Below are 19389 nucleotides of genomic sequence, written 5' to 3'. Positions count from 1 at the left end.
TCATCTCAAAAAGATATATACTTTTATTGAGGTGATTTTTTATGGAGCCATTATTTTTAACACCATATTTTAGACCAAAAATTTGGGGTGGCCGTAAGTTAAATACAGTTTTAGGATATGATATTCCAGATGGAAAAGTTGGAGAAGCTTGGGTAATATCAGGATACAAAGATGACGCTTCAACAGTTAATGCTGGTCCTTTAAAAGGAAAGACATTAAGAGAAGTATATTTAGAGCATCCAGAATTATTTGGTAATCCAAAAACTAAGGAATTTCCGCTATTAGTTAAATTCTTAGATGCAAATGATAATTTGTCTGTTCAAGTACACCCAGATGACGAATACGCTAGAATTCATGAAAATGATTCTGGAAAAACTGAAAGTTGGTATGTGCTTCATGCTGAACCTGGTGCTAAACTTATCTATGGGCACAATGCAACCAGTAAAAAAGAATTAGAAGATTGGATTAAAAATGGAAAGTGGTCCAAACTGTTACGTTATGTACCAGTAAAAGAGGGAGACTTTTTATATGTACCTTCTGGAACGGTTCACGCTTTAACTAAAGGGATTATGGTTATTGAAACACAACAATCAAGTGATGTAACCTATAGATTGTATGATTGGGATCGAGTAGACAAGAAAACTGGTAAAAAGAGAGAGTTGCATATTAAGCAATCTCTTGATACTATTCAAGTACCACATAAAGATCCGAAGCTGAAAATTACATCTGAAACATTAGGAGATGCAAAGATTACTACTTTGGCTCAGCCACCAATGTCACCGCATTTTTATTTATGGCAGATCGATGTTGATGGGAGTTTTGATTGGAGTCTAAATGATCATCCTTATCTTTTAGTTTCTGTAATTAAAGGTAACGGTAAGTTTATTGCTGATGGCAAAGAATATAATATTAAATTGGGTACTAATTTTATTATTCCTAATGAAATGAAGGACTTTAGTTTTAGCGGTGACTTACGTTTAGTAATTTCAGCTCCTGGTAAAGAATAAATTTAAGTGAATGGAGTTGGTCAAATGATATATATTGGTTGCGGGGTAATAATGTTTGTAATCGGAGTCATTTGGCTGATCGCTCCTTCACCTAATCCGAATCAAGTTTATGGATATATGTCATATTTGGCTTCAGTTAATAAGGCAAGTTACAAGTATGCTCAAAAAGTTGCACGAAATTATTTTATGCTTTTTGGTTTAATTCAATTTTTATTAGGATTAGGAATCCATTTATTACACTGGAATCGCTATTTCTTAATCTGGTTGCTTACTTTTTATTTGTTTATTTTGGCTCCGATAATCTTAACTGAAAAGAAATTGCAGGCTTTTTTACGTGCCCGGCATGAATTACCACATGATTATATTGAACCAGATAAAATTAAACATACTAGAGTAAAAGGATTTAAGGATAAATAATGCTAAAGATATTAATGGTTGAAGATGACAATTCTGTTGCAGAAATGATGAAGATGTTCTTCAGTAAAGAACAATGGGAAGTAGATATAGCAAAAGATGGTGTAGAAGCTGTTGAGATGTTTAAGGCGCATCCAGATTCTTATGACATTGTAACGTTAGATCTTAACTTGCCTAAGAAGGATGGAATGGAAGTAGCTAAAGAAATTAGGGCTATTTCTCTTTCAATTCCAATCATTATGTTAACGGCACGTGACTCAGAAACTGATCAAATTTTGGGACTGGGCATTGGTGCAGATGAATATGTTACTAAACCATTCAGTCCATTAGCATTGATTGCTCGCATTAAAGCTTTATATCGAAGAAGTCATATAGAAAAAGATATGCATGCTTCTAATGGTTTAAAGTACGATGTAATTACTAAGCATTTAAAGATTTCAAAAGATCGAAGAGAAGTGCGCTTTGATGATAATATTGTTGAAGGTTTAACCCCGAAGGAATTTGATTTACTTTATACTATGGCTCAAAAGCCAAAACAAGTTTTTTCTAGAGATAAGCTTTTAGAATTAGTTTGGGGATATGAATTCTTCGGTGAAGAAAGAACTGTTGACGCTCATATCAAAAAATTACGGCAAAAATTAGAGAAAGCTGGTCCTCAAGTGGTGCAAACAGTTTGGGGCGTGGGTTATAAGTTTGACGATTCTGAGGTATAGAAATTGAAACTATTCTACCAAGAAATGTTGGGTTTTCTGCTGGTAATTATTACCAGTATTGTAATTATCGGCTCATCCACAATTCACTTTGCCACCATTCAGGCATATTCTCAAAGCTATTCACGTTTAGAGGGGTATGGAACCTCAATTGGAAAATTAGCTTTAGCTAAAGATAATCCTAGACATGAATTAGATGCAAAATTTTTAAAGAATTTACAGGTAGTAATGGAAGGCGAAGATGTAAATCTTCGCATTTTTAATAATAAAAATAGGCAAGTTTATCCTGAAACTACAATGAACTGGGCTTTGCCACAGAAATTGTTTAAGCAACTGAAGAATGGAAAAACTATTCGAATTAGAAATGACCATGAAGATGGACGTGTGACGTCTTTTTCTAATAAGGATGCTTATACCAGTGTAATTGTTCCTTGGCGTAGCAAAGGAAAACTGGTTGGAGTTATTTGGATTGGTTCACGTGTACAGAATGTCGAACAGATGATTGTACGTGAAAAACATAATCTAATTACAGCCTTGCTTAGTTCTCTGGTAATTGGTGGTCTAATTAGCTTTATATTGTCATATTATATTTCTAGAAAAATCAAACTTTTATCAAATGCTACTAAAAAAGTCGCTCAAGGTGACTTTAATGTGCATTTGAAACATAAAGATACTGATGAAATTGATGACTTGGCACGTAATTTTAATATTATGGTTAATGCGTTAAAAGAGTCAAATGATGAAATCAAGGCACAAGAGAAAAGACGAGAGCAATTTATGGCTGACGCTGCCCATGAAATGAGGACGCCTTTAACTACAATTAATGGATTACTTGAGGGTTTTGAATATGATGCTATTCCTGAAGAGGCAAAGCCTAAGTCAATTGCTTTGATGCATAGTGAAACTAAACGACTAATTAGGTTAGTAAATGAAAACTTAGATTACGAAAAAATCAGAAATAATAAAATTAGTCTAATTCAATCTCGATTCAATGCTACTGAAGTCTTAACGAACTTACTAACTCAGATGAAACAAAAAGCTATTCAAAAAAATGATAAGTTGATTCTTAATTGTCCACCTGAAGTTGAGGTTTATGCAGATAAAGACAGATTTACGCAGATAATGGTCAATTTAGTTCAAAATGCTTTGCAATTTACTGAAAATGGAAAAATCAAAATCTCTGCTTGGAGAATTAAACATGGAGCCCAGTTTGAAATCGCAGATACTGGTATTGGCATGAATCAAAAGCAGATGAAGTATATTTTTGAAAGATTTTATAAGGCTGATCCATCTAGAGCTAAAATTGGGTCTGGAGAATCAGGTTTAGGGCTTTCTATTGTTTTATCGCTTATTAAGCAACATGGCGGTAAGATTGATGTAGATTCAGAACCAGGCAAGGGAGCAAAATTTACTGTGACTTTGTATGATAAGGGTTATAAAGAATTTATTAAAGATTAAAGAGTGTCAAAGGCAAATCTTATTTTTAATAAATTTCAGATCTTAACTTAAAACAAAATCCTACTAAATCAATGTTAGATTTAGTAGGATTTTTCATTTTTTGGGTTTTTCTCAGACACTTTTTGACTTATTTTTCAGGATTATCTTTTTTAGGAGCATTGTCCTGATGGTTTTTGTCTTTGTCGCTTGTAGCAGACTGAATATTCTCAGGAACCTTGTTGATTTCGTCTTTATCAATTTCAGAAGCATCTGTGCTGTAAAGATCGGTAGTTGTGCCTTTATGCTGAGAATATAGAGACGTAGATTTGTTACCAAGTTGTTTTCGTAATGTCAGCATTTTTTGATAATTGACTTTATAGTCAAACTCATTTGGATTTGTCGGAATAAAGCCAGCAGGAGTGTAGAATCGTAAAAGATTATGATTATTCAATAAATCTGAATAGTGTAGTGAAGTGCGTCCATAACTAGCTAATTTATTGATTTCTTCTTTTTGCTTTTTATTAAATTTAGTAATTTTTTCTCCAGTTTGCTGGTTGTAAACTGTTCCTTTGGTTCCTTTACCGCCAATGATTACGTACTTAGGAGTAATTATCGTGCCGTTTCTAAAGACAACGACTTGACGATATTGTTTAGAAAATAGGTCTTGTCCAAATTGAATATAATTCTTGTTTGAAATTCCTAAAAGGTGCAGTAAGGTTGGAAGTACATCAATTTCACCACTAATTTTATTATCTACTTTACCTTTGATTCCATCCATATGTATCATGAATGGAACCTTTTGAAGTTCAGCAGTATCATAGGATGTCCAATTGTTGAAGTCTTTGCCTAGAACAGGTGCTAAAGCAGATAGTTCGTCGTCTGAACTACCCACACCATAATGGTCACCATAGAGAATGACCATTGTATTTTTATCAAGACCACTCTTTTTTAGATAATCAAAAAATTCTTTGATTGATTGATCAAGATAATGGGCTGTTTCGAAGTAGTTATTGATTGTTGTATTTGAAGTATCAGTAGTAGTAAAGTTATTGTCTTTATCTTCTGGGTCTAATTGGAATGGGATGTGATTAGTAACAGTTAAATATTTAACATAAAAAGGTTGCTGCATTTGTTCAAGATATTTGATACTTTCACCAAATAATAACTTATCTTTTAGTCCATATCCAATTTTGTCATTTTTCTTTTGTGAAAAGTAGTTTGCATCAAAGAAGTAATTATAGCCAAGATTCTTATATACTTCATTTCGATTCCAAAATGTTCCAGTATTACCATGAAAAACAGCTGAAGTGTAGCCAGTTTGACGAAGAATTTGCGGAGCACCTTGAAATGTATTTTCAGACCCTAGGGAAGAGAATAATGAACCGTCTGAAATACCGTATGTTCCAGTCTCAAGCATGTTCTCAGCGTCACTAGTTCTGCCTAAGCCTACTTGATGATAGAAGTTGCTAAAACTAACTGTATCTTTACTATGATAAAGCGAGTTGAGAAATGGCGTGACCTCTTGACCGTTAACTTTTAAGCCAATTAGAAATTGCTGGAAACTTTCGAGGTGTAAGACAATGACATTTTTACCTTTAGCTTTTCCAAAATATTCTGGATTAGCTTTAGCGTAATGTTTTTTAGTGAAAGCTAATACTTGATTAATATCTTCGGCATTAGCATTTTTCTTAACTTGGTTTGACTGTGCGCTTTTTAAAAGATCGTATACTGAATAAGTATCAATTCCTAAGTATTTAACTACATAGGAGCGATCAAAAGTGTTTCTTAACAGACGTGGACGTGAAGTTTCAGCTAAAAACATATTCAAAGTTAGCATGAAAACCCCAAATGATGAAACTGCAAATGGTCGCTTAAAGCCATATTTACGTGGATCAATTTTGATAACCTTTATAATTAATAAGATAATAATGATTATAAGGTCAAGCCAGAGAAGGATATCGCTGGGATGCAGTAGAGCAACAGTACTTTTACCTAGCCCTTGTGATACTTTACCGGTATTTTGGATAGTTTTACTGGTTAAAAAATCTGAGAATTGACGATAATAAATTACATTTGCAAAGAGCAAAATTGTATTTATTGTATCTAAAACCAGCATAGCAATGTATGAAATTAGTGGTTTAGAAAAATAAAGTCCTAAGCTCAAGATAATGATACATGTACCAAGTGGAGTTAACCAAACAATAAAATGCTGGTATGGATCACTTAAACCAAGCTTAAAATCAAAATAAGCCGCATACATATATTTTGCCCAAAAGCAAAGTGTAAGGATTGTTAAGAATCCAATTCTAGTTTGCCAAAAATTACGTTTTATTTTATTCACGCTTCACTACTCCTTTTAATAAGGAATATTTTACTGGTAATTTTAAAAAACGACAAACTTTTGTTAAAGGTTTGCGATTTTTTAATATTTTAGAAAAAAATGTCTTTCATAGAGAGCTTTACGTTATAATTAAGCCAAAATTACGGAGTCGGTTAGGTTATGCTTTTTTTACAACCCTTATATGAATATATCTATCATCATTATGCAGCACATATTAATCATTTTGCTCTAATTAAGCTAATTTTGTATAGTTTAGATAAGACAATTTTTTATTTTATTATCTTTGCAATTATTCGTTTATGTTGGCTATTATTTATAAGACATCGAAGAACATTAAAATCAGAAGCATGCATTTGGATTTTTAGCTTTTATGTCATTTTATTATTAATGCTTACGGTATTTAGAGATACATATTTTCCATGGCAATTAACCTTTAATTTTCATCGCAATTTAAGTGATATTAATCTAGTGTTTATGAAAGAAACGCTTAAGCTGACCCAGGGAGAGAGTATGCTTGATTTTTTCTATAATTCGCTTGGAAATATTTTATGGTTCGTTCCATTTGGTTTATTATTTCCAACAGTTATTCAGAAAAAAAATATGCTTTTAACGATTTTTTCCGGTGGTTGTCTTTCAGTTTGTATTGAAGGATTACAATTTGTTCTTGAAACTGGTGTAAGTGATATAGACGATGTCTTTTTTAATGTTTGCGGTACGATAATTGGTTTTATAATATATCGAATTATTTATCGATTCTTATAATAAAAACTCTAGTTTTATGAAGAAGTAACTGCTAAAATAAGGTTTGTACGTGAAAAAAGTTACAAAAAAGGAAGTTTAAATAATGAGTAAAGTTGTTCACTTTGATGCAAGTAAATTAACTCCGTTTGTTCATGAAAATGAATTAAAGGAAATGCAAGCAATGGTAACTGCTGCAGATAAAGAATTACGCGAAGGTACTGGCGCAGGTAGTGACTTCCGTGGTTGGATTGATTTACCAATTAATTACGATAAAGACGAATTTGACCGTATTAAAAAAGCAGCTAAGAAGATTCAAAATGATTCTGAAGTTTTAGTTGGTATTGGTATCGGTGGTTCTTACCTTGGTGCCCAAGCTTCAATTGAATTTTTAAATAGTTCTTTTTATGGCAGAGAAAAAGAAAAGTATCCAACTGTTGTATTTTGTGGTAACTCTCTTTCAGGTTCATACCTCTATGACTTACTTGAATGGTTAGGAGACAAGGACTTTTCAATCAATATTATTTCTAAGTCTGGTACTACTACTGAACCTTCAATTGCTTTCCGTGTCTTGAAGGATAAGTTAATCAAGAAGTATGGTAAAGAAGAAGCTGCTAAGAGAATTTATGCAACTACTGACCGTGCTAAGGGTGCGTTAAAGACTGAAGCTGATGCAGAAGGCTACGAAGAATTTGTAGTTCCAGATGATATTGGTGGTCGTTTCTCAGTATTATCAGCTGTTGGTTTACTTCCAATTGCTGTAGCTGGTGGAGATATTGATGCAATGATGAAGGGTGCTGCAGATGCACGTGCTGCATACACTGATCCAGATGTATCAGAAGATAATCCTTACCAGTATGCTGCTCTTCGTAACATTCTTTATCGTAAGGGTTATACTACTGAATTACTTGAAAACTATGAACCATCATTAAGAATGTTTGGTGAATGGTGGAAGCAATTAATGGGTGAGTCAGAAGGTAAGGATCAAAAGGGCATTTACCCATCTAGCGCTAACTTCACTACTGATCTTCACTCACTTGGTCAATATATCCAAGAAGGTCGTCGTAATTTAATGGAAACTGTTATTCGTGTCGAAAATCCAGAACATGATGTAACTATTCCAGACGATAAAGAAAACTTAGATCAATTGAACTTCTTGTCAGGTAAGACTATGAACTACGTAAATGATCGTGCATATGAAGGTGTAGTTTTAGCTCATACTGATGGTGGAGTACCAGTTATGACTGTTGATATTGAAAATCAATCAGCTCACACTTTAGGTTACTTAATTTACTGGTTCGAATTAGCTGTAGGTATTTCAGGTTACTTGAACGGTATTAACCCATTTAACCAACCAGGTGTTGAAAGTTACAAGAGAAACATGTTTGGTCTTTTGAACAAGCCTGGTTATGAAGACTTACATGATGATTTGACTAAACGTTTAAAATAAATCTACTTAGCATATTTTGATAGTATGCGGATTAATATAACTATAATTAATAGTTAAAGAAAGGGTAGAGGCGATTGCCTCCACTCTTTTTTATTGGAGAAAAAATGAAAGTACAAACTAAAAATACACTTGCAGTTTTGGCAACAGCATTCATGTCTTTTGTTGGAATTTTAACTGAAACTAGTTTAAATGTAACTTTTCCTGCTATGATGAAGCAATTCCAAGTTTCATTGGACACTATTCAATGGATTACAACTGGCTATTTGCTGATGATTGCGATTATTATGATTAGCTCTTCTTATCAAAATGAACGATTTACAGCAAGACAATTGTTCATTTCAGCAGCAGTTGCCTTTATAACTGGAAGCATGATTTCTGCTTTTGCATCAAGTTTCTACATTTTGCTTTTAGGAAGATTAATTTCAGCTCTGGGAGTAGGTCTATGCACTCCGATGATGTTTAATTTAATCGTGGAGGTAATGCCTAGGCAAAGCTGGGGATTTTACATGGGAATTGCTGGTTTAGTAATTGCAATGGCACCGACTTTAGGTCCTGCAGTTGGAGGCAGTATTTCGTATTATCTTAATTGGCGCTGGATTTTCATTATTGCTGCAATTTTTGCCCTCTTTGTCTTTATTTCCGGTATTTTTGTAATTGGAAGTTATCATCCGGTTCAAAAGAAGTCATTTAACTGGCTAGCTTATATATTTTTAAGTCTTAGTTTAGTAAGCTTAGTTATTGGTGTAAATCAATTAAGTAAAGGATTACAAAACTGGCGTCTTTGGGGACTATTAATCTTAACGGTTGTTTTGTTCATTTTATTTGTAACAATTTCAAAAAGATCTACTCGAAAGTTGCTTGACTTGAAAGTTTTTGAAGATAAAGCTTTCGTTTTTGGTGCATTTGCGTACTTTTTGCTTCAATTTATCAATATTGGTGTAAGTTTTGTATTACCCAATTATATTCAAATTGTTAACAAACAAAGCTCTTTAATCGGTGGTCTGGTTTTACTTCCAGGAAGTATTATTGCTGGACTTTTAAATCCGTATTTTGGCCGTTTATATGATCGCTTAGGTGCAAGAGTGCCATTATATGGTGGAGCTTTTTTAATGGCATTAGGGAGCTTCTTATTGGCTAATTGGGGACTAAACTTAAATACCTGGATGATTATCTGCTTTTATGGAATTTTGATGTTAGGACATCGAATGTCGTTCAGTAATACAATGGCCCAAAGCTTGAAAATAGTAGATAATAACCTTAAGTCAGACGCAACTGCTGTTTGTCAGACAGCGCAACAACTAGCTGGTTCAATGGGAACAGCAATTTTAGCAGCAATTATAGCTATTTTTCAGAATAAGCATACAGCAAAATACACTACTTTGACTGCTCAGGGAAGTATGGCAGCATTTTATTTCACTTTTGGCCTTGGAATTTTGATTTTGATATGTGATTGGATTATGTTTAAGCTGAGTAAAGAAAATAAGTAAAAGAAAGTGTAATTAATAATGAACAAGAATTTCTTGGCGGTAGAAAAAGATATCCATGGTTTTGCTCAAGAGCTTTATTTTAGAAATGAGGTTGCAATTGATCTTGTAGAAAAGGATGAACAGAAGGATTTACTGCATTTTGATAGAAAAGATGTTGCAAAATTGCAAGAAATTGCCAGTGTTTTGCAAGATTTTTGTCAACCGCAGGTTCGTGCAATTTTACAAGTCAGTGAAAATACAAAAGATGTGAAAAACGATTTTAAATTGATTCAAAATCAAGCGCATCAACTAATCCAGAACTTTTCTAACTTAGAGAAATTAGTTACTTATTCAGAAACAAAAGCTAAGAAAAAAAGTAAAAATTTAAGTAAACAGTGGCTAGAATTAAAACAAAATCTGCTGAAAATGGACATTAATCGAATTAAAGAGATTGAGAAAAGTAGTAAAACTATGTCATAAAGTAGGATAATAAGTGATATAATTGAAAAGCTGCATCATGGTGAGTAAGACGTGATGCAGCTTTTTTCATTTAAAATTACTTTTTAAGAAAAATTATTATGAAACTTGACAGATTTACGATATTCAATTATATTTACATATGTTGAATTTGCCCGTTGGTCAAATGGTTAAGACGCCACCCTCTCAAGGTGGAGTTACGAGTTCAATTCTCGTACGGGTGATAATACTGAGATATAGCCAAATTGGTAAGGCACAGGATTCTGGTTCCTGGATGTTTCGGTTCGAGCCCGAATATCTCAATATGTTACCGTCAGATCGTTGATCTGGCGGTTTTATTTTATAATCCAGGTGGTAGGATGATAGAATTTTTTAAGACTCAGCATTTAATTGAAAGTATGGTTAGTGAGCGCATTGTACCAGGGGTAAACTACGCATTTATTAAGAAAAAACAGGTGTTTACATCAACAGTAGGTTTTGCTAGTTTGATGCCTGAGATTGAACAACTTAGTCCATTTGCACTTTATGATTTAGCAAGTTTAACTAAGGTGTTAGGGACTACTAATGTTTTCTTAAAATTAAAAGAAGAGGGTAAACTTAATTTTACTGAGCCACTTCAAGAGTTTATTCCTGAATTTAAAGATGATCGTATTCGCCTTAATCATTTATTGACGCATACTAGTGGAATTCGTGGTTGGATTCCTAATCGAGATGAACTAGCAGCTCCTGATTTATTAAAAGCAATTATCGGCTTACCAGTTACTGATGAATTTGAAACGAAAATGCGGTATGCAGATACCAATTTTATTTTATTGGGATTGGTACTTGAAAAAATATATGGTTTACCTGTCCAAGATGTAATTAGGCAGGAGATTATTTTACCAGCTAAGCTGAAGGAAACAACGTTTCATCCAAAAGCATCTGATTGTGTGCCTACCGCTTATACTGAACAAGGTGAGTTGCTGCAAGGAATTGTACATGATCCTAAAGCACGTGTACTGGGTAAGGATTGTGGGTCAGCTGGCTTATTTTCAAACTTAGAAGATCTAATAAAAATGACGCAGGCTTATTTAGGACTACGTCATGATATTCTACCTTTAAAGCAGGATACATTAGCTAACTTATTTCAAATTGAAACACCTAAAAACGTACATCCTCGTTCTTGGGGATGGGATTTACGCTTTGATCCAGTTGATCAGCATCCACTTATTTATCACACAGGTTTTACTGGTACTTTTATCTTAATTGATCGCCTTAATCAAACTGCGATGGTTGTCTTAACTAATCGAATCCATCCTAGTGGACATAATCATGTCTTTCTAGCGATGAGAGAAAAGATAGTTGATACCTTTTTAAAAGAAAATATTTATAAAGGCTAATAAAAGGCCACTGTCATAAGCGACAGTGGCCTTTTATGTTACATACCTGCTTTAATAATTTTCTTTTCACCCATAGTTTTACGAAGTGAAAGCATAGCAGTGTATGTAGCCAGAATATATACTTTTTTAGTTGGTAATTTTGAAATTTCATCTAATAAAGCATCATTATTGGTAGCTGTGGTCATTAGACCCGGATTAAATCCAGCAACCTCTAATCTAAAGCCCATATCATGCCAGCGTTTCCCACCAACTAATACTTTTTTGATTTTATCTTTGTTGAGGCCTTCATAGTCTGCATCCCAAATCCAAGAGGTATCAATTCCGTCTGCATGGTTTGCATTCAAAAGAGCAACTAAAGAATAGTTATCTTTCTCAGTGTTGAGCATATGAAGAACTTCATCAAGGCCAACAGGATTTTTGACTAAGATTAAGTCGATTTCTTTCCCGGCATAATTAATTAATTCTTGGCGACCAAAAATTCGCTTGTTTTCAGCAAAACTTTGAGCAACTTCTTCCTCGCTTAAATCAAATTCACGCGCAACAGAATAAGCTGCTAAAGCATTGTAGATGTTATAAGTTCCTCCGATGCCAATACTGTATTCTTTTTCACCCATTTTGAATTTTAAACTATTTGGAGTTTGATCAATAATTTGATTTACACTATAAGTTAATTCTGGTCTATGATAACCACAATTAGGGCAGAAGAAATCTCCTAAATTTGCGTAAATTCGTTCATGATAATGTAAAATATGATCACATTTTGGACATAACACACCATCAGTATTTACTGGAGCTTTAAAGTCATTTTCAGCTTTATCATCTGGTAGCTTAAATCCATAAAATACTTTTTTATTTGGAAGCTCAACTGAAGAGAAGATACTTGCATCCCCGTTAGCAATAATTGTAGCATTTGGGGCTAATTTAATTCCGTCAACAATTTTTTGGTAAGTAGTATAAATTTCACCATAACGGTCCATTTGATCACGAAAAATATTTGTCAAAACAAATACGCTAGGATGAAGTAACTTAGTTACCATTTTGACGTTTGCTTCATCAACTTCTAGTACAGCAATTTTCTTTTTGGCTTTCTTATTTTTATGAGCTAAAAATGCTGTAACGATTCCTTGTTGCATGTTTGAGCCGGATGGATTGGTTAAAATATCGCCATATTTTTTCCTTAATGCTTCTACAATCAAAGCAGTTGTCATTGTTTTACCATTAGTTCCAGTAACAATGATCGTTTCATAGCCTTTTGCTAATGAATTTAATACTTCAGGATCAATTTTCATGGCAAATTTTCCAGGAAAACTCGTCCCGCCCTTTAATACATTATGAAGAAACCAGTAAGATGATTTACCGGCTACCTTAGCGATGCCTGATTTTAAATTCATATTCTTATCCCTCACTTTAAAACTAAATTTTACTATAGCATATCAATAAAATGAAAACGACCTTTTTATTTTTACCTGCACGATTTTTAAATTTACTTTATACTAATTAGGATAATACTAGTGAAAGTACATAAACTTGATAATGGAGGAATTTTGCAGTGGCGCAATTGTTTTTTCGCTATGGTGCAATGAGTAGTGGTAAGTCAATTGAAATACTAAAGGTTGCCCATAATTATGAGGCGCAAGGTCGGAAAATTGCCTTGATGACGAGTAGTGTGGATGATAGGAGCGGTGTTGGTACAGTTGCTTCTAGAATTGGCCTGCACCGTAAGGCAGAGCCGATTAGTGAAGATTTGAATTTGTTTGATTATGTTTCAAAAATGAATAAGAATGATGTTGAGTCTGGTAATGGGACTGTAGCTTGTGTTTTAATTGACGAGGCGCAGTTTTTAAAGAAACATCATGTTTTAGAATGTGCAAAAATTGTTGATGAATTAAAGATTCCCGTTATGGCATTTGGCTTAAAGAATGATTTTCAAAATCATTTATTTGAAGGCAGTGAAAACTTATTGATTTTTGCTGATAAAATAGAAGAAATGAAGACCATTTGTCACTATTGCGGTCATAAGGCTACAATGAATTTACGAATTAATTCTGGAAAACCTGTTTATGAGGGTGAACAAGTTCAAATTGGCGGAGATGAGTCTTATTATCCCGTGTGTCGTTTTCACTATTTTCATCCCGATAAACAAAGATAAAAGTAAGGAAGGATAATAAAAATGGATAAAGTGATGGCCCAATTAGAAGGATTAGTTGCCCATTATGAAGAACTTCAAGAAATGATGGCCGATCCGGAAGTTATTAATGATACTAAGCGTTATATGGAAATTTCTAAAGAAGAAGCTGATATGCGCGAAGTTGTACAAAAGTATCGAAAATATAAGTCTGATATAAAAGAAATCGACGACAATAAAGAAATTATTTCAAGTGAATCTGATGATGATTTGGTTGAAATGGCTAAGGAAGAAAATTCTGAATTAGAAAAAGAAGTTGCTGAATTAGAAGATGAAATCAAGATTTTGATGCTTCCTAAAGATCCCAATGATGATAAAGATATCATTATGGAAATTAGAGGAGCTGCTGGTGGGGATGAAGCATCCTTATTTGCTGGTGACTTACTTAGAATGTATGAGAAATATGCTGAAACTCAAGGCTGGAAAGTATCTTTAATTGACTCAGAGCCAACTGAAGTAGGAGGTTATAAGCGCGTTGCTGTTATGATTACCGGCGATAAAGTTTACTCAAAATTAAAGTATGAAAATGGAGCTCACCGTGTTCAACGTGTACCTGTGACTGAATCTCAAGGCCGTGTTCACACTTCGACTGCGACAGTTGCGGTTATGCCGGAATATGAACAAGTAGATATTGATTTAGATCCTAAAGATATTCGTGTGGATGTTTATCGTTCATCTGGTGCCGGTGGTCAGCACATTAACAAAACTTCTAGTGCTGTTCGTATGACTCACCTTCCAACTGGAATTGTAGTTGCTATGCAAGATCAACGTAGTCAACAGCAAAACCGTGAAAAAGCGATGCAAATTTTAAAATCACGTGTTTATGATTATTATGAAAGTCAAAATCGTGATAAATATGATGCTAAAAGAAAAGGTGCAGTGGGTACTGGAGACCGTTCAGAAAGAATTAGAACATATAATTATCCGCAAAATCGTGTAACTGATCATCGAATTGGCTTAACTTTGAACAAGCTAGACCGAGTAATGAACGGTGAACTTGATGAGATTATTAATGCCTTAGTTCTTTATTACCAGACCCAACAACTAGAAAAGATGGCTGAAGAAAATGCCTAAAAGTTTAAAGCAGATAAAAGAAGCTGTGTTAAAAGATAGTCCTGAACTTCGTTCAGATGACGTTGACTATGTCCTGGGCGAACGATTAGGCTATACACCTTCAGAATTTGCATTACATATAAATGATGAATTAAATCTAGATCAAGAAAAACAAGCATTGAAAGATATGAAAAAATTGCGTAGAGGAATATCTCCGCAATATATTTTGGGATATGCTTGGTTTTATGGTTATAAAATTTTGGTTAATCGCGGTGTTTTAATACCTAGATTTGAAACTGAAGAGCTTGTTAAGTGGGCTCTTGAAAATATTAAATCTGGTGAAAAAATTCTTGATTTAGGTACTGGTTCGGGAGCAATTATGGTTGCTTTAGTTAAGCAGGCTCAAGATCAAAAAATCGAAAATCTAATTCTATATGCTAGCGATATTACTGATGCTGCTTTACGTGAAAGCGAAGAAAACTTTTTAAAATATGACTTGGATGTTAGAACTCGTAAAGCTAATGTTTTAGTAGGTTTAGAAAAGTTTGATACTATTGTTTCTAACCCACCTTATATTAAAACTAGCGAAAAAGATTTGATGGATGCAAATGTAATAAAAAATGAACCAGATACTGCATTATATGGTGGAGAAGATGGCTTGGATTTTTATCGAAAATTTGCTAAACAAATTCGTTCGCATTTGTATTCTCATGGGCAATTTTTTCTGGAATTTGGTTTTAGCGAAAAAGATCAATTAAAAGATTTGTTTGAAACGGAATTGCCAGACTTTAAAATTGAGTTTAGAAATGACTTAGCAGGTAAGCCAAGGATGGTTCACGGAAGGTGGAAGAAATAATGGAAACTAAGATTTTCAGCAAAAAACAAATTCCTGAAGCAGTTGAACTCTTGAAGAAAGGTGAATTGGTAGCCTTTCCAACTGAAACTGTGTACGGTCTTGGTGCTTTAGCAACTAATGAAAAAGCTGTTAAAGGAGTATATGCGGCTAAAGGACGTCCAAGTGATAATCCATTAATTGTCACTGTTTCTGATGAAAAAATGATGGAAAATTATGTTAATGAAGTACCAGAGCGAGCAAAGAAATTAATTAAGCATTTCTGGCCTGGTCCATTAACAATTATTCTTTTTGTTAAAGAAGGTACTTTACCGGATGCTGTAACAGGAGGACTCCCAACTGCTGCTTTTCGTTGCCCAGATGATGAAATGACCCATGACCTAATTAGTGAGCTAGGAAAGCCAATTGTAGGTCCGTCTGCCAATACTTCAACCAAGCCAAGTCCAACAACAGCAGAACATGTTTATCATGACTTAAAGGGGAAAATTGCTGGAATTATTGATAATGGACCAACGGAAATTGGTTTAGAGTCGACAATTGTTGATTTATCAGTAGAAACACCAACTGTTCTTCGCCCTGGAGAAATTACTCCTGAAGAAATTTCAAAAGTGCTTGGAGAGGAAGTTTTGATGAATAAGGGTACAACTCAAACTAAAGGTGTACCAAAGGCTCCAGGGATGAAATATCGTCATTATGCTCCTAGTGCTCCAGTATTTATCGTTGATAAAGAAGCAGACTTTTCAAAAATTAAATGGGATAAGGAAACTGGAGTAGCTGCTTTAGATGAAGTGCTTGATAAAATTGATAGTTCTAATAAATATAGTTTAGGTAAAACAATTGATAAGGCAGCGCACAACTTATTCGGTGCTCTCAGATACTTTGATAGCGAAAATAATATTAAGCGTATTTATGTGCAAGGTTTTGATCATGGAGCAATTAGTCCTGCATATATGAATCGCTTAAACAAAGCAGCTGCTGGACATCATTTTCATTAATATTAAAAGGCATGTATCAAAAACATGCCTTTTTTCGTACGATTTAAGAAACATTTATCTAATAATTTGTTAAAATAATGAACGAAGTATTATTTTTAAAATAGGAGGCCATTATGGGTAAGTTTACCGTTTTGAATCACCCGTTGATCCAACATAAGTTGACGATCATTCGTAAGAAGGATACAGGTACGAATGAATTTCGTCAAATTGTTGGTGAAATTGGTGGACTCATGGTGTATGAAATGACACGTGATTTGCCATTGAAGAATGTTGAGATTGAAACTCCAATTGGAAAGTCAATTCAAAAAGAATTAGCAGGTAAGAAATTGGTTATTGTACCAATTTTGCGTGCTGGTCTTGGAATGGTTGATGGTGTTCTTCAAATGATCCCATCTGCAAAAGTTGGACATATTGGTATGTATCGTGATGAAGAGACTTTAAAGCCACATGAATATTTCTTCAAGATGCCACCAGATATTGAAGAACGTGAATGTATTATTGTTGATCCAATGCTTGCAACAGGTGGATCCGCAAATATGGCTATTGGAGCATTAAAGAAGCGCGGTGCTAAAAACATTCGCTTAGCTGTTTTAGTAGCAGCTCCTGAAGGTGTAAAGGCCGTTCAAGAAGCAAATCCAGATGTTGACATCTATGCAGCAGCAGAAGATGAAAAATTAATGGATAACGGTTACATCTATCCAGGCCTAGGGGATGCAGGAGATAGATTGTTCGGAACTAAGTAATTTTACTCAAAAATCTTTTGAAATTGAAATTTTTGGGTGTTATCATTTTTAGTGTGTTTGAGGTATTCAGCACAAGAAGGGAGGTCACGAAGTGAATGAGAAATCTGTAGTCGTTAATGTATTCGGCTTGAATTTCAATGTAACTAACTGCTTAGGGGGAACGTTAGTCGCAATTGCGGTTTTCTTTCTTGTTTGGTATTTAGGACGCAATGTTTCTTTAAAACCTAATAAAAAGCAAAATTTGTTAGAGTATCTAATTGATTTTACAAATGGAATTGTTAAAGATAATGTTGCCGATGTAGATGCACAAAAACATCTATCTCTTTATGCCTTTACCCTATTTATGTTCATTTTCTTTATGAATCAGTTAGGTTTGTTCTTTGAGTTTTCAATTAATGACCATATCCTTGTCAAATCACCAACTGCCAACCCATTGATTACAATGACTATGGCTATGATGACATTGCTTTTGTCTTATAACTTTGGTGTTCAGAAGTTTGGTGCTAAAGGTTATTTTGCAAATTATGCAAAACCGGTTGGATTTTTACTTCCAATCAATATTATTGAGGAATTTACCAATTTCTTGACGTTATCACTACGTCTTTACGGTAATATTTATGCCGGTGAAGTTTTACTAACTTTAATCGGTGGACGTTTTGCAAAGAGTGCGGGTTGGTTTACCGTCATCGCTTCGGTTCCACTAACTTTAATCTGGCAAGGCTTCTCTGTCTTTATTGGCTCTATCCAGGCATATGTATTCGTAACTTTATCAATGGTGTACATTGGTAAGAAGGTTACTGAAGAATAATTTTACGGAGGTTTTTTCTATGAAATATTTAGCTGCCGCAATTGCCGCCGGTTTAGCTGCTTTAGCTGCTTCCTGGGGTAACGGAAAAGTTATTTCAAAAACTATTGAAGCTATCGCAAGACAACCAGAATCTGCTAACAACTTGAGATCAACTATGTTTATCGGTGTTGGTTTGATCGAAGCCGTTCCTATTTTGGCTATCGTTATTGGTTTCTTGATTCTATTCCTGTAATTTGCGTTTTAGAGATAAGATCGTAATTACGAGAAAGAAGGGTTGAGACATGCAATTTATGTTTGCAGCCTTAAAATTAGAGTTAGGAGATACGCTTTACTATCTTCTGATCTTTGCAGCTCTGCTCCTTTTGGTTAAGCATTTTGCTTGGGGCCCAGTAACAAAGATGATGGAAAAGCGTCGTCAAAAGGTGATCAGCGACCTTGATCAAGCAGAAAGTGACCGTAAAAAGGCAGCTCTTCTTGCTAATCAACGTGAAGCGGCCTTGAAAGACTCTAAACAAGAGGCAACACAAATTCTTTCTACTGCAAAGAGCAATGCGGAAAAGACTAAGAGTAGTATTATTAGTCAGGCTGATCAAGAAGCTGCCGCAATTAGAGAAAGAGCATCTAAAGACGCTGCGCAAGCAAAAACAGATGTTTTAAACGAAGCTCGTGATCAAGTAGCAGATATTTCTGTAGCAATTGCTGAAAAAGTAATTAGTAAGAGTTTATCTGCTGCAGATCAAAAGGACTTGGTAGATCAATTTATCAAGGGGCTGAATGACTAATGGCTTTAAGTAGAGAAGAAATTGCTTCCAGATACAGTAAAGCTTTGTTTGCTTATGCACAGGATGCTAAAAAGCTTGATGAAGTACACGAAGATATGAATGTGTTGCTTCAAGTCGCTAAAGAGAATCCTGATATGCTACGCTTGTTAAGCGATCCAATTATTCGAAAGAATCAAAAAGAAGATTTTTTATCAAGTTTTAGTGGCGAGTTTTCTTCTGAGACAAAGAATTTTTTAGACTTTCTCTTAGAATATGGAAGATTCAATGCCTTGACTGAAATTATCAACGCATTTGATGCGCTCTATGATGAAGATAAAAATATTGCTTCTGGCACAGCAGTGAGTGCTATTAATCTTGATGAGGACGAGTTAAATCGTATTAGTCAAGCTTATGCTAAGAAGTATGGTTTTAAGAAATTGGTTCTGACAAATGAAGTGGATTCCAGTATCTTAGGAGGTATAATCCTCAAAGTCGGGGATCGCATTATTGATGGTTCGATAAGAACTAGATTGCAACAAATTCGTGAGCAATTAATTGAAAATAGATAAAAG

Annotated in this window: 20 protein-coding genes and 2 tRNA genes; 20 read left to right on the top strand and 2 right to left on the bottom strand. The window is 34.3% G+C overall.

Going from position 1 to position 19389, the window contains the following annotated elements:
* Window positions 1–41: 41 nt before the first annotated feature.
* From manA to LpgJCM5343_RS06300, 4 genes are read left to right on the top strand one after another with little or no spacing between them, the layout of a single operon-like run.
* Window positions 42–1007 (top strand): mannose-6-phosphate isomerase, class I, encoded by a 966-nt coding sequence (gene manA / locus LpgJCM5343_RS06315; protein WP_101890817.1) that lies wholly within the window; start codon window positions 42–44, stop codon window positions 1005–1007.
* Between the two features lie 24 nt (window positions 1008–1031).
* Window positions 1032–1424: an SdpI family protein gene (locus LpgJCM5343_RS06310; RefSeq protein WP_101890878.1), complete on the top strand. Its 393-nt coding sequence runs from the start codon at window positions 1032–1034 to the stop codon at window positions 1422–1424.
* A complete protein-coding gene (locus LpgJCM5343_RS06305) occupies window positions 1424–2134 on the top strand; it encodes a response regulator transcription factor (RefSeq protein ID WP_003648549.1) in 711 nt (236 codons plus the stop codon). The genes LpgJCM5343_RS06310 and LpgJCM5343_RS06305 overlap by 1 nt, the downstream gene beginning before the upstream one ends.
* A gap of 3 nt (window positions 2135–2137) precedes the next feature.
* Window positions 2138–3589 (top strand): sensor histidine kinase, encoded by a 1452-nt coding sequence (locus LpgJCM5343_RS06300; protein WP_020807193.1) that lies wholly within the window; start codon window positions 2138–2140, stop codon window positions 3587–3589.
* 127 nt (window positions 3590–3716) lie between these two features.
* Here LpgJCM5343_RS06300 and LpgJCM5343_RS06295 read toward each other — a convergent pair whose 3' ends face one another.
* Window positions 3717–5909, bottom strand: a complete 2193-nt coding sequence (locus LpgJCM5343_RS06295) for an LTA synthase family protein (RefSeq protein ID WP_077958773.1) — start codon at window positions 5907–5909, stop codon at window positions 3717–3719.
* Window positions 5910–6068: 159 nt separating this feature from the next.
* Here LpgJCM5343_RS06295 and LpgJCM5343_RS06290 point away from each other — a divergent pair, with 159 nt between their 5' ends.
* From LpgJCM5343_RS06290 to LpgJCM5343_RS06260, 7 genes are all read left to right on the top strand, one after another.
* The gene (locus LpgJCM5343_RS06290) at window positions 6069–6671 is read left to right on the top strand and encodes a VanZ family protein (protein ID WP_101890816.1); all 603 of its coding nucleotides are present in this window, start codon (window positions 6069–6071) and stop codon (window positions 6669–6671) included.
* 82 nt (window positions 6672–6753) lie between these two features.
* Entirely contained in the window at window positions 6754–8097 is a 1344-nt protein-coding gene (locus tag LpgJCM5343_RS06285) for a glucose-6-phosphate isomerase (protein WP_048686421.1), read from the top strand.
* A 104-nt stretch (window positions 8098–8201) separates the two neighbouring features.
* A complete protein-coding gene (locus LpgJCM5343_RS06280) occupies window positions 8202–9584 on the top strand; it encodes a DHA2 family efflux MFS transporter permease subunit (protein WP_101890877.1) in 1383 nt (460 codons plus the stop codon).
* Window positions 9585–9602: 18 nt separating this feature from the next.
* The gene (locus tag LpgJCM5343_RS06275) at window positions 9603–10043 is read left to right on the top strand and encodes a hypothetical protein (protein WP_003648555.1); all 441 of its coding nucleotides are present in this window, start codon (window positions 9603–9605) and stop codon (window positions 10041–10043) included.
* A 149-nt stretch (window positions 10044–10192) separates the two neighbouring features.
* Window positions 10193–10264 (top strand) — tRNA-Glu (locus LpgJCM5343_RS06270).
* A 6-nt stretch (window positions 10265–10270) separates the two neighbouring features.
* A tRNA-Gln gene (locus LpgJCM5343_RS06265) sits at window positions 10271–10343 on the top strand.
* Between the two features lie 56 nt (window positions 10344–10399).
* Window positions 10400–11419 (top strand): serine hydrolase domain-containing protein, encoded by a 1020-nt coding sequence (locus LpgJCM5343_RS06260; RefSeq protein WP_003648556.1) that lies wholly within the window; start codon window positions 10400–10402, stop codon window positions 11417–11419.
* Window positions 11420–11457: 38 nt separating this feature from the next.
* Here LpgJCM5343_RS06260 and LpgJCM5343_RS06255 read toward each other — a convergent pair whose 3' ends face one another.
* Complete coding sequence (locus LpgJCM5343_RS06255; RefSeq protein WP_077958774.1) at window positions 11458–12810, bottom strand: Mur ligase family protein; 1353 nt, start codon at window positions 12808–12810, stop codon at window positions 11458–11460.
* A 158-nt stretch (window positions 12811–12968) separates the two neighbouring features.
* Here LpgJCM5343_RS06255 and LpgJCM5343_RS06250 point away from each other — a divergent pair, with 158 nt between their 5' ends.
* The 9 genes from LpgJCM5343_RS06250 to LpgJCM5343_RS06210 all read left to right on the top strand — a co-directional run bounded on the left by LpgJCM5343_RS06250 (window position 12969) and on the right by LpgJCM5343_RS06210 (window position 19386).
* Window positions 12969–13568, top strand: coding sequence for a thymidine kinase (locus LpgJCM5343_RS06250; RefSeq protein WP_003648558.1), 600 nt, complete (start codon window positions 12969–12971; stop codon window positions 13566–13568).
* A gap of 21 nt (window positions 13569–13589) precedes the next feature.
* Entirely contained in the window at window positions 13590–14678 is a 1089-nt protein-coding gene (gene prfA / locus LpgJCM5343_RS06245) for a peptide chain release factor 1 (RefSeq protein WP_101890815.1), read from the top strand.
* Window positions 14671–15513 carry a peptide chain release factor N(5)-glutamine methyltransferase gene (gene prmC / locus LpgJCM5343_RS06240; protein ID WP_039156159.1) on the top strand — a complete coding sequence of 281 codons (843 nt, stop codon included), beginning with the start codon at window positions 14671–14673 and terminating at the stop codon, window positions 15511–15513. The genes prfA and prmC overlap by 8 nt, the downstream gene beginning before the upstream one ends.
* The gene (locus tag LpgJCM5343_RS06235) at window positions 15513–16505 is read left to right on the top strand and encodes an L-threonylcarbamoyladenylate synthase (RefSeq protein WP_020807184.1); all 993 of its coding nucleotides are present in this window, start codon (window positions 15513–15515) and stop codon (window positions 16503–16505) included. The genes prmC and LpgJCM5343_RS06235 overlap by 1 nt, the downstream gene beginning before the upstream one ends.
* A 113-nt stretch (window positions 16506–16618) precedes the next feature.
* The gene (upp, locus tag LpgJCM5343_RS06230; protein ID WP_101890814.1) at window positions 16619–17248 is read left to right on the top strand and encodes a uracil phosphoribosyltransferase; all 630 of its coding nucleotides are present in this window, start codon (window positions 16619–16621) and stop codon (window positions 17246–17248) included.
* 91 nt (window positions 17249–17339) lie between these two features.
* Window positions 17340–18056: a F0F1 ATP synthase subunit A gene (atpB, locus tag LpgJCM5343_RS06225; RefSeq protein WP_003648562.1), complete on the top strand. Its 717-nt coding sequence runs from the start codon at window positions 17340–17342 to the stop codon at window positions 18054–18056.
* A gap of 19 nt (window positions 18057–18075) precedes the next feature.
* Window positions 18076–18288, top strand: a complete 213-nt coding sequence (gene atpE, locus LpgJCM5343_RS06220) for a F0F1 ATP synthase subunit C (RefSeq protein WP_113576143.1) — start codon at window positions 18076–18078, stop codon at window positions 18286–18288.
* Between the two features lie 49 nt (window positions 18289–18337).
* Entirely contained in the window at window positions 18338–18838 is a 501-nt protein-coding gene (gene atpF, locus LpgJCM5343_RS06215) for a F0F1 ATP synthase subunit B (RefSeq protein WP_101890813.1), read from the top strand.
* Window positions 18838–19386, top strand: coding sequence for a F0F1 ATP synthase subunit delta (locus tag LpgJCM5343_RS06210; protein WP_003648565.1), 549 nt, complete (start codon window positions 18838–18840; stop codon window positions 19384–19386). Before atpF ends, LpgJCM5343_RS06210 begins: the two co-directional genes overlap by 1 nt.
* The last annotated feature ends 3 nt before the right edge of the window (window positions 19387–19389 follow it).

The organism is Lactobacillus paragasseri (assembly GCF_003584685.1).
Classification (GTDB): Bacteria; Bacillota; Bacilli; order Lactobacillales; family Lactobacillaceae; genus Lactobacillus; species Lactobacillus paragasseri.
This window is presented reverse-complemented; position numbering and strand designations above follow the sequence as displayed.

What these genes read in the sequence shown, in the direction of transcription:
- manA (WP_101890817.1), top strand. Translation starts at nt 42, where the DNA reads ATGGAGCCATTATTTTTAACACCATATTTTAGACCAAAAATTTGGGGT.
- LpgJCM5343_RS06310 (WP_101890878.1), top strand. Translation starts at nt 1,032, where the DNA reads ATGATATATATTGGTTGCGGGGTAATAATGTTTGTAATCGGAGTCATT.
- LpgJCM5343_RS06305 (WP_003648549.1), top strand. Translation starts at nt 1,424, where the DNA reads ATGCTAAAGATATTAATGGTTGAAGATGACAATTCTGTTGCAGAAATG.
- LpgJCM5343_RS06290 (WP_101890816.1), top strand. Translation starts at nt 6,069, where the DNA reads ATGCTTTTTTTACAACCCTTATATGAATATATCTATCATCATTATGCA.
- LpgJCM5343_RS06285 (WP_048686421.1), top strand. Translation starts at nt 6,754, where the DNA reads ATGAGTAAAGTTGTTCACTTTGATGCAAGTAAATTAACTCCGTTTGTT.
- LpgJCM5343_RS06280 (WP_101890877.1), top strand. Translation starts at nt 8,202, where the DNA reads ATGAAAGTACAAACTAAAAATACACTTGCAGTTTTGGCAACAGCATTC.
- LpgJCM5343_RS06275 (WP_003648555.1), top strand. Translation starts at nt 9,603, where the DNA reads ATGAACAAGAATTTCTTGGCGGTAGAAAAAGATATCCATGGTTTTGCT.
- LpgJCM5343_RS06260 (WP_003648556.1), top strand. Translation starts at nt 10,400, where the DNA reads ATGATAGAATTTTTTAAGACTCAGCATTTAATTGAAAGTATGGTTAGT.
- LpgJCM5343_RS06255 (WP_077958774.1), bottom strand. Translation starts at nt 12,810, where the DNA reads ATGAATTTAAAATCAGGCATCGCTAAGGTAGCCGGTAAATCATCTTAC.
- prfA (WP_101890815.1), top strand. Translation starts at nt 13,590, where the DNA reads ATGGATAAAGTGATGGCCCAATTAGAAGGATTAGTTGCCCATTATGAA.
- prmC (WP_039156159.1), top strand. Translation starts at nt 14,671, where the DNA reads ATGCCTAAAAGTTTAAAGCAGATAAAAGAAGCTGTGTTAAAAGATAGT.
- LpgJCM5343_RS06235 (WP_020807184.1), top strand. Translation starts at nt 15,513, where the DNA reads ATGGAAACTAAGATTTTCAGCAAAAAACAAATTCCTGAAGCAGTTGAA.
- upp (WP_101890814.1), top strand. Translation starts at nt 16,619, where the DNA reads ATGGGTAAGTTTACCGTTTTGAATCACCCGTTGATCCAACATAAGTTG.
- atpE (WP_113576143.1), top strand. Translation starts at nt 18,076, where the DNA reads ATGAAATATTTAGCTGCCGCAATTGCCGCCGGTTTAGCTGCTTTAGCT.
- atpF (WP_101890813.1), top strand. Translation starts at nt 18,338, where the DNA reads ATGCAATTTATGTTTGCAGCCTTAAAATTAGAGTTAGGAGATACGCTT.
- LpgJCM5343_RS06210 (WP_003648565.1), top strand. Translation starts at nt 18,838, where the DNA reads ATGGCTTTAAGTAGAGAAGAAATTGCTTCCAGATACAGTAAAGCTTTG.